Source organism: Neobacillus fumarioli NBRC 102428 (genome assembly GCF_001591485.1).
GTDB lineage: Bacteria > Bacillota > Bacilli > Bacillales > Cytobacillaceae > Neobacillus > Neobacillus fumarioli.
Genome location: NZ_BCUZ01000030.1, coordinates 19,621 through 27,750 on the forward strand (window position 1 = coordinate 19,621; position 8,130 = coordinate 27,750).

Annotated in this window: 8 protein-coding genes and 1 pseudogene; 8 read left to right on the plus strand and 1 reads right to left on the minus strand. The window is 40.7% G+C overall.

Annotation, left to right across the window (positions count from 1 at the left end; genetic code table 11):
* Window positions 1–135 precede the first annotated feature (135 nt).
* The 6 genes and pseudogenes from BFU02S_RS07205 to BFU02S_RS07230 all read left to right on the plus strand — a co-directional run.
* A pseudogene (locus BFU02S_RS07205) lies at window positions 136–717 on the plus strand (ABC transporter permease); the annotation flags it as partial.
* Between the two features lie 267 nt (window positions 718–984).
* On the plus strand, window positions 985–1,602 hold the full coding sequence (locus tag BFU02S_RS07210; RefSeq protein WP_066368521.1) for a hypothetical protein: 618 nt from the start codon (window positions 985–987) through the stop codon (window positions 1,600–1,602).
* Between the two features lie 234 nt (window positions 1,603–1,836).
* Entirely contained in the window at window positions 1,837–2,046 is a 210-nt protein-coding gene (locus BFU02S_RS07215; RefSeq protein ID WP_066368523.1) for a YMGG-like glycine zipper-containing protein, read from the plus strand.
* A 305-nt stretch (window positions 2,047–2,351) separates the two neighbouring features.
* Window positions 2,352–3,314: a putative bifunctional diguanylate cyclase/phosphodiesterase gene (locus BFU02S_RS07220; RefSeq protein WP_066368525.1), complete on the plus strand. Its 963-nt coding sequence runs from the start codon at window positions 2,352–2,354 to the stop codon at window positions 3,312–3,314.
* A 75-nt stretch (window positions 3,315–3,389) separates the two neighbouring features.
* The gene (locus BFU02S_RS07225) at window positions 3,390–4,118 is read left to right on the plus strand and encodes an ABC transporter ATP-binding protein (protein WP_066368527.1); all 729 of its coding nucleotides are present in this window, start codon (window positions 3,390–3,392) and stop codon (window positions 4,116–4,118) included.
* Window positions 4,115–4,873 (plus strand): ABC transporter permease, encoded by a 759-nt coding sequence (locus BFU02S_RS07230; protein ID WP_066368530.1) that lies wholly within the window; start codon window positions 4,115–4,117, stop codon window positions 4,871–4,873. Before BFU02S_RS07225 ends, BFU02S_RS07230 begins: the two co-directional genes overlap by 4 nt.
* Window positions 4,874–4,932: 59 nt before the next feature.
* Here BFU02S_RS07230 and BFU02S_RS07235 read toward each other — a convergent pair whose 3' ends face one another.
* Window positions 4,933–6,420, minus strand: coding sequence for an aldehyde dehydrogenase family protein (locus BFU02S_RS07235; RefSeq protein WP_066368542.1), 1,488 nt, complete (start codon window positions 6,418–6,420; stop codon window positions 4,933–4,935).
* Window positions 6,421–6,763: 343 nt separating this feature from the next.
* Between BFU02S_RS07235 and BFU02S_RS07240 the strand changes: the two genes are divergently transcribed.
* Together BFU02S_RS07240 and BFU02S_RS07245 are read left to right on the plus strand one after the other, a co-directional pair.
* Entirely contained in the window at window positions 6,764–7,237 is a 474-nt protein-coding gene (locus BFU02S_RS07240) for a hypothetical protein (RefSeq protein ID WP_066368544.1), read from the plus strand.
* Window positions 7,238–7,396: 159 nt separating this feature from the next.
* Window positions 7,397–7,897, plus strand: coding sequence for a hypothetical protein (locus tag BFU02S_RS07245; protein WP_066368554.1), 501 nt, complete (start codon window positions 7,397–7,399; stop codon window positions 7,895–7,897).
* The last annotated feature ends 233 nt before the right edge of the window (window positions 7,898–8,130 follow it).

Genomic DNA, 8,130 nt, shown 5'->3' on the forward strand with positions numbered 1-8,130 from the left:
AGTCATACAGAATATCAGTCAGACTAAATAGTGCAGGAAAGGGATCTGGCTCCTCAATGATTCCTTACTGAGCTATTAAAATTTTAACTTCGAAAATTGTCCATCACCACAAGGAGAGCCGCAACAGTAAGCACATTGCCGGGAATTTTGCTGATGGCTGTTCTCACCGGTGTTGCTTACACTTCCATGCGGCTGTTTAATGATGTAAAGAGCGGGCTGATGACGCGTTTCATTACGATGCCCATCAAGCGCTCGTCGATATTGTGGGCTCACGTATTAACCTCGCTTATTTCCAATGCTCTTACCGTCGTGGTCGTGATTCTCATTGCGCTCTTGATAGGCTTTCGTTCCAGCGCTGATATCCTGCATTGGCTCGCAGTAGCTGGGATCCTCGGTCTCTTTACACTGGCGCTGACATGGCTGGCGGTCATTCCCGGATTGACAGCAAAATCGATGGAAGGGGCGACAGCCTACTCGTACCCGTTGATTTTTCTGCCGTTTATCAGTTCGGCCTTTGTCCCTACGGAAACCATGCCTAAAATCGTCCGTGCTTTCGCTGAGAACCAGCCCGTGACATCAATCGTGAATATGATTCGTGCTCTCTTATATGGAGAGCCTATCGGCAACGGTATCTGGATCGCGCTTGCCTGGTGTGTCGGCATTATGGTCGTCGCTTATTTCTTTGCCAGAAAAGCATTCAAACGCCAATTAGGGTAAGGGCACCATGATGGGCTTAGATGATCAACAATCAGCCGCTATGAGAGATGCATTTGTTATCAAATGGCAAAGGGGCTTGCTAAAACAAAGCCCCTTTTTGAATTGGCATGAATCTGGCAACGATTGATGTATTCCACCTTTACCGCCTTCCTCGAGTCAAATTATGTTCCCGCTTATTATGTTCCATATTATTAAGGAAAATTTAAGAGGAAATTAAGATAATTCCATTATTATGTTAGAAAATAAGAAATTTTATTGGAGGATCCAATGACGAAGATTATTCGCGTTTATTTTCCTGTTATAATAACTGCCTCAATCAGTATCACATTCATCATAGTATCTTTATATTACCATCCAGTGCATCATCATCCCGATTTCGGGAAGATATCAGACAAAAGGCCAGTCAGAAAAGAGGGCAGGGGGCTTTTTAAATTATTGGGAAATGGTGCTGTTTTAGTCGGGGCATTAAGTTTTTCCTGGTACTTATTTAAAAAGAAACTAAAGTCGCCGTATCTTATCATTAAAATAGCAGCAAAGAAAGCATATCATATTCATACCTATGCGGGATGGGCTGCGTTGATCCTGATTGCCATTCACGGCGGTTATTTTCTCATAACAGATTTTAAAAATAAAAATAATTTGACTGGAGCGGCAGCATTTTTCATTTTACTCTCCTTGGCAGTTTACGGTTTTATATTAAAGCGGAAAAAGAAAAAAACATTGCGTATCGCACACTTCTGCTTAAGCCTCATGTGGATTGCAGCGATTCTCATTCATGGCGGTGGTTTTGTCATTGCATGCGGAATAACCATTGCAGTTCTGTTTGCAGGCATCACGTTAGTTGAGAAGAAAACAAAAAGAATGTCGAAATTAAATAATGCCTAATTTCGGACAAGCATGCTTATGAGCCATGAGGAATCTTTTTTGACGCTAAATTTTTTTAAAAAAAAGAAAGGGAAATTGCAATCGATGTCGAAGTAATAAAAAATGGTTTGTTGGCAGGCTGTAAATCAGACCTTTCATTTCCTTTGAGTAAATTTATATGCCTCGGGCAAAGTATGTTAAGGGATTATGCTAGTATTATGGCATTTCCCAATATATTCGAGGGGGTGAAAATGAATGGCTGAAAAAAATGAACGTAACCGTGATGACTTTGATACAAGTGAGGCAGTTGGTACTGGTGTTGGAGCCGTTGCCGGGGCAGCCATAGGTTCTGTATTAGGACCGCTTGGAACGATTGCAGGAGCCGTTGCCGGGGGTGCGGTAGGCAACAAAGCAGGCGAAAGTCCTGAAGATGTCACTAATCATACCACAGAAAGTAACGATTAAAATCAGCTGAAGCTTTCCACATGAGGAGGGCTCCCTTTCCGGGAGTCCTTATAAATCATGTCCATTGTTTGGATTTTTAGCAGTAAAGGTTACCCATTCCTTGTTTGAACGTTTCATTCGTGTATCTTTTCTCCGAATACCCCATCGATTTACTACCACAAATAGCAAATACAATGAATGATCCCGCTAGTTTAATCATGAGTGTACCAACGATTCCCAAACAAATGATAATACCCGAACACCTAGTCAACAACCATGCATGCTTGTTTACGTCAGTAAGTCTGATATAAAACAGGAGGTTTGAAATGAATGCACTTTGTCATGATCATTTAAATGATGAGATCGAAAGGCTGTTTGCCCAAATTAAAGAATTAGAAAGAATTTACCAGCAACTTTCTAGGCAAGCTCAAGCACTAATTGAACAGATGACCCATCATGATGCCTTGGTCAAGCTTCCTAGCTCTTTCCTTCAGCAATGCTTCCATCAGATTGAACGGATGGACATGGAACATTTATTGAAGAAGGCAATTGATCAAAATGAATTTGTCCTTCATTACCAGCCGAAACTGAATATACAGACTGGCCAAATTGACGGAGCAGAGGCATTAATCAGATGGAGAAGAGAGAATCATCTTCTGTTCCCAGATTCCTTTATTCCAAATGCAGAAGAAACAGGTCTGATCATCCAGATCGGTGAATGGGTGATTCGCGAGGCCTGCAGGCAATGTAAAGAATGGCATGAAGCAGGGTTGCATCATCTATCTGTAAGTGTCAATTTATCCCCCATCCAATTTGAACAACAAGATCTGGAAGAAGTAATCATAGATGCACTTGCCCAGACAGGCCTGTCTCCAGGTTCTCTGGAATTAGAATTGACCGAAGGAATGGTCATGAAACAACCGGATAACGCAGCGCTCGTTTTAAAAAAATTACAAGACTTAGGGATCAAAATATCCATCGATGATTTCGGCAAAGGCTTTTCATCATTAAGCTATTTGATCGTATTCCCGATCAATACGCTCAAAATTGATAAGTTCTTTATTATGAATTTAGAAAAGGACGATGCAAATGCTGCGATTACCTCTGCCGTTATTTCCTTAGCTCATCATTTAAACTTACAAGTCGTGGCAGAGGGGGTTGAAACAGAAGAACAATTGCATTTTCTTTCCGATCATTCATGTGATTTTGCGCAAGGGTATTTGATCAGTAAACCGGTTGAACCCCATGCAATAACAACACTGTCCCACAAGTTTAACCGTTCCTACTAAACGATATTCCCCTTTAAATCCTTATTTTGGTATAATCAATCATGAGAAGATAAAAGGATTTAAAGGGGAGCTTCAATGACCGAGAACCAAGAAGTCATAACATTATCACATGTATATTATGCTGATGGGAACGTTTCTATTTTAAAAGACATAACCGGCTCATTTCTGAAAGGAAAAATCACCACAATCGTCGGGCCATCGGGGGCAGGAAAGACGACACTGTTTAAATTATGCAATGGGTTAATTTCTCCAGCTTCAGGCGACATTTTCTTCAATGGCAAAAGGATTGATACATATGAACCAACTGAATTGCGCCGGAATGTAGGAATTGCCTTACAAAGTCCCACGATGATCAGCGGCAGTGTGTGGGAAAATTTATCGCTCCCATTGACACTACAAGGAAAGCAATTACAAGAGAAAAAAGCAAAAGAACTGTTAAAGCTGGTCGGTCTGGAAGAAAAATTCCTAAACCAAAATGTGAAGGATTTATCCGGCGGTCAGCGACAAAAAGTATCCATTGCCCGGACGCTTGTCAATCAGCCAAAAGTACTTTTACTCGATGAAATCACCTCTTCACTTGATCGGGTGTCCCAACAGGAAATTGAAGCACTAATTGTCAGAATCAATAAAGAATCATTCACCACGATTATCTGGATTACACATAACTTGGAGCAGGCCATATCGATCGGGGATTATTCATGGGTCATGATGGGTGGAGAACTGATCGAAATTGTGGAAAGCAGCAGGCTGCTATATTCAAAAAATGAAAGTGTACAGCAGTTTGTGAAGGGGGATATAGAATGAGTTATGCAACTTTAGCTTTATCCCTTGTCTTTGTACTGATCCCGATTCTTTTATCAAAAACTTTAAAGTTGGGACTTGAAAAGGATACGATCATCGCTACGATTCGCTCCATTGTTCAATTACTAATTGTAGGGATGATTTTAAAATTCGTATTTACCTCTAAAAGCTTTATCTTTATCGTGCTCATGCTGCTGTTGATGATTAGTGCGGCAACGCAAAATGCCAGGAAAAAAGGGAAAGCCATTAAAGGCATGACATGGAAGCTGGTTGTAACGTTTGTCGCAGTTGAAGTGCTGACCCAGTCTATTTTGATCGGATTTCACATCATACGTCCAACTGCTCAATATATTATTCCGATTAGCGGAATGGTCGTTGGAAATTCCATGGTGCTTGCGATTCTTTTTTTAAATCGATTCACAGCCGAAGTAGAGGCACGCCAAGATGAAACCGAACTGATTTTATCACTTGGGGGAACACCGAAACAGGCCATCCAAGCATCGCTTATTTCTTCTATTAAGGCAAGTACGATTCCTACCATTGAGAGTCAGAAAACAATCGGGCTCGTGCAGCTGCCCGGAATGATGAGCGGACAAATTATTGCGGGTGCCGATCCCGTTCAGGCGGTGCAGTTTCAACTTCTTATTTTGTTCTTATTATTAACGACAGCGGTTGTTACCAGCATCATGATTGGATTTTTATCCTATCCAGCTTTGTTTAATAAGCGGATGCAGATGATGAAGCAAAAAGAAATTTAATTTAAGAAAAAAAGACCATTTGAGAGCAGGACACCCTACCGTCAAATGGTCTTTTCGTCTTATTGTTTTACCGAAATCCACACACTTTTCACTTCGGTATAATTATTCAAGGCATAGGAGCCCATTTCACGTCCGATTCCAGATTGTTTATAGCCGCCGAATGGTGAAGCAGCATCAAAGGCGTTGTAGCAGTTGACCCATACTGTGCCAGCACGCAGACGGCTGGCAATGTAGTGTGCCTTGGACACATCTTTCGTCCAAACCCCCGCAGCCAAGCCATACTCGGTATTGTTTGCTCGATCAATCAGTTCATCGAGATCCTCATATGGAAGGGCCGTAATAACAGGACCGAAGATTTCTTCCTTGGCAATCGTCATTTCATCCCGAACGTTTGCAAAGATGGTTGGGGAAACAAAATACCCTTGTTCAAACGGTTTTTCACCGCCGACCAGCAATTCCGCTCCTTCATTTAGGCCTTTTTCGATATAACCCAGCACACGTTTCTGCTGTTCAACTGACACCAGCGGGCCCATTTCCGTATCAGCATGCCAACCGGCTCCTTGCTTAATCTTTTGCGCATGGCTGACCATGTCAGAGACAACATTGTCAAATTGTTTCTTCTGAATAAATACCCTTGAACCGGCACAGCATACTTGGCCTTGATTGAACATTACCCCATTTAGGGCGCCAGGAATTGCTTTTGTAAGATCGGCATCCGGTAAAATGATGTTAGGTGACTTGCCGCCAAGCTCGAGCGTAACCCGCTTTAAGGTTTTAGCTGCACGTTCCATAATTAATTTTCCGACTTCAGTAGAACCGGTAAAAGCAATTTTATCTACAAGCGGATGATCCACGAGCGGCTGACCGGCAGTTTCACCGAATCCTGGAACAATATTCACAACCCCTGGAGGGAACCCGGCTTCTTGAATTAATTCAGCTAAATATAAGGCAGTCAGCGGTGTTTGTTCTGCAGGCTTTAAGACAACCGTACAGCCTGTTGCCAGAGCAGCACCAAGTTTCCACATGGCCATTAATAACGGGAAGTTCCACGGAATAATTTGCCCGACAACCCCAACGGCTTCATGACGGGTATAGTTAAAGAACGGTCCATTAACCGGTATCGTCTGGCCGACAATCTTAGTTGCCCATCCAGCATAATAGCGCATATGTTCAATTGAAAGCGGAATATCCGCGGCAGAAGTTTCACGAATAGGTTTTCCGTTATCGAGAGTTTCTAATTGAGCCAGTTCTTCACGGTGTTCTTCTATCAAATCAGCTAGTTTATACATCAAGCGGCTTCGCTCGGCTGTCCCCATTTTGGACCATGGACCTTGATCAAAAGCTTTTCTTGCAGCTTTGACAGCTCGGTCGATATCTTCCGGACCTGCTTCATATACAGCGGCAAGCACTTCACCTGTAGCTGGATTGTACGTATCAAATGTTTTGTGCGAAAGACTTTCAACAAATTGTCCATCAATAAACAGCTTCTTCTTACCAGTTAAAAACTTTTCCACCTTTTCATTTACATTGACTGCTAATTGGCTCAATATACTTCCTCCTTTTATGTAATTGGAAGATTTGGAATTGATAGTATTGTCAATTCCAAAATTAATATATCATTTTTAAAAACTAGTATTCAACTAAAAAGGATGGAAATATTCTGACAAAATACGACAAAGTGTAAAAATAAGCCTATTTATAGGATTGCTGCTCTAGTCCGTCAAATTAATTTTAATTATGGTTTATACTTTGTTATAATAATATTATGTAAACTATAAATACTAAGTCCCATAAGAAAGAGGCTTCTTTTTATTCTTCCGCTGTTTACGTTATAATTTTAGGGATAGGATATTAAAGTTTTAAGTACAATTTGATGAGGAGGCGAATGGAATGATTTTAGTCAGTATCATTTTAATTATCGTCTTAATTTATTTTCTTATCATTCGGCCGCTTACGAATCGGAACCGGCCGCAAATCTTTGATCCAAGGAGAGGCTATTATGACCGAGGACCAGACTATTACGGGCCAGAGCCCGGTGGACTAGGCCGGTTTGGCACGTTTGCGGGCGGATTCGCTGCAGGGGCACTCTTGACCTATTTATTTGAACAGGGCAGAATTGGCTTTGATCAGTTCAATGCATTGCAAAACCTTGAGGATCATGAAATCATGAGGGAATTATTAGATCAAAATATCATTCAGGAGCATGAGATTGATCAATTGCAGGAGGAGCTCCATCACAATCAAGGGGACGATTACAGGAATTGGGACGGAGATCGAGGCACTCAAGATGACAATGACCAATACGATTATCAAGATCAAGATGACGGCAGCGGCTGGGATAATGGGGATGATAATTGGGTTTAGAAAGTTAACGTCATTCTTCCTGAATGGCGTTTTTCTTTTTGAATCATTACATAAGCGTTATAATGTTAAAAAAGTGCGCTTTAAAGTTAGTTTGAAATGACGATCGTTTAAGTTTCTTTTTTGCAGAATGTGCCTTTTAAAATGATGGGGGAACGGGAGATGGCTGTAGTAAAATCAGTCAAATTTGATGGTGAGGATATTTATGTATTTAAAAGCGCCATTTATATCTTTGATTCTAGTTCAGGGGTTACGCTGGAAGTAGACCTAATTGTTACCGAGGTTGTCTTGAAAAGGTATCAAAAAGAAGACAGTCTTATTGTAGAAATTGAATTAGAAGATGGGAGAATCATCAATTCTATCATGCATGTCACCGTCTTGCCAGGACGTCTGCCGCAATTGCATTTATTTTGTGAACTTGATGATTTGAAAGAATATGAAGGGATTAACATAGTGAACGAGCATGATTCCTGGTTTCCAGCGATTGAGGAAGGGATCACATTAGAAGAAATTCGAAAAGTCGAGATGCCTGATGAAGCTATTACATTAAAATTAAAATTGCCGATTGATCAGGTAGAATGGCTGAAAAATCAAAAGAAGAAATATTTAAATGAAATGTTTAAAGAAATCATATACAACTATTGGGCTGACACGAAGAAATAAACGTAGAAAAATAATTGGGAGCATTTCGTAGTTCTTATAGGTGGTTTTGTAGAAGGGATTAATAACGTTAAGGAAATCTCAACATAAAAAAACCAATTTCTCAGTAATGCAAACTGAGAAATTGGTTTTTTTCTTCATATGTAGCCTTATAGTCTAAAAACTCTCGGTAAATCCAAATTTTTGATAGGATCTGAAACAAAAAATAAATTTTTTAGTTTAGTCGGATATAAAAT

What these genes read in the sequence shown, in the direction of transcription:
- BFU02S_RS07210 (WP_066368521.1), top strand. Translation starts at nt 985, where the DNA reads ATGACGAAGATTATTCGCGTTTATTTTCCTGTTATAATAACTGCCTCA.
- BFU02S_RS07215 (WP_066368523.1), top strand. Translation starts at nt 1,837, where the DNA reads ATGGCTGAAAAAAATGAACGTAACCGTGATGACTTTGATACAAGTGAG.
- BFU02S_RS07220 (WP_066368525.1), top strand. Translation starts at nt 2,352, where the DNA reads ATGAATGCACTTTGTCATGATCATTTAAATGATGAGATCGAAAGGCTG.
- BFU02S_RS07225 (WP_066368527.1), top strand. Translation starts at nt 3,390, where the DNA reads ATGACCGAGAACCAAGAAGTCATAACATTATCACATGTATATTATGCT.
- BFU02S_RS07230 (WP_066368530.1), top strand. Translation starts at nt 4,115, where the DNA reads ATGAGTTATGCAACTTTAGCTTTATCCCTTGTCTTTGTACTGATCCCG.
- BFU02S_RS07240 (WP_066368544.1), top strand. Translation starts at nt 6,764, where the DNA reads ATGATTTTAGTCAGTATCATTTTAATTATCGTCTTAATTTATTTTCTT.
- BFU02S_RS07245 (WP_066368554.1), top strand. Translation starts at nt 7,397, where the DNA reads ATGGCTGTAGTAAAATCAGTCAAATTTGATGGTGAGGATATTTATGTA.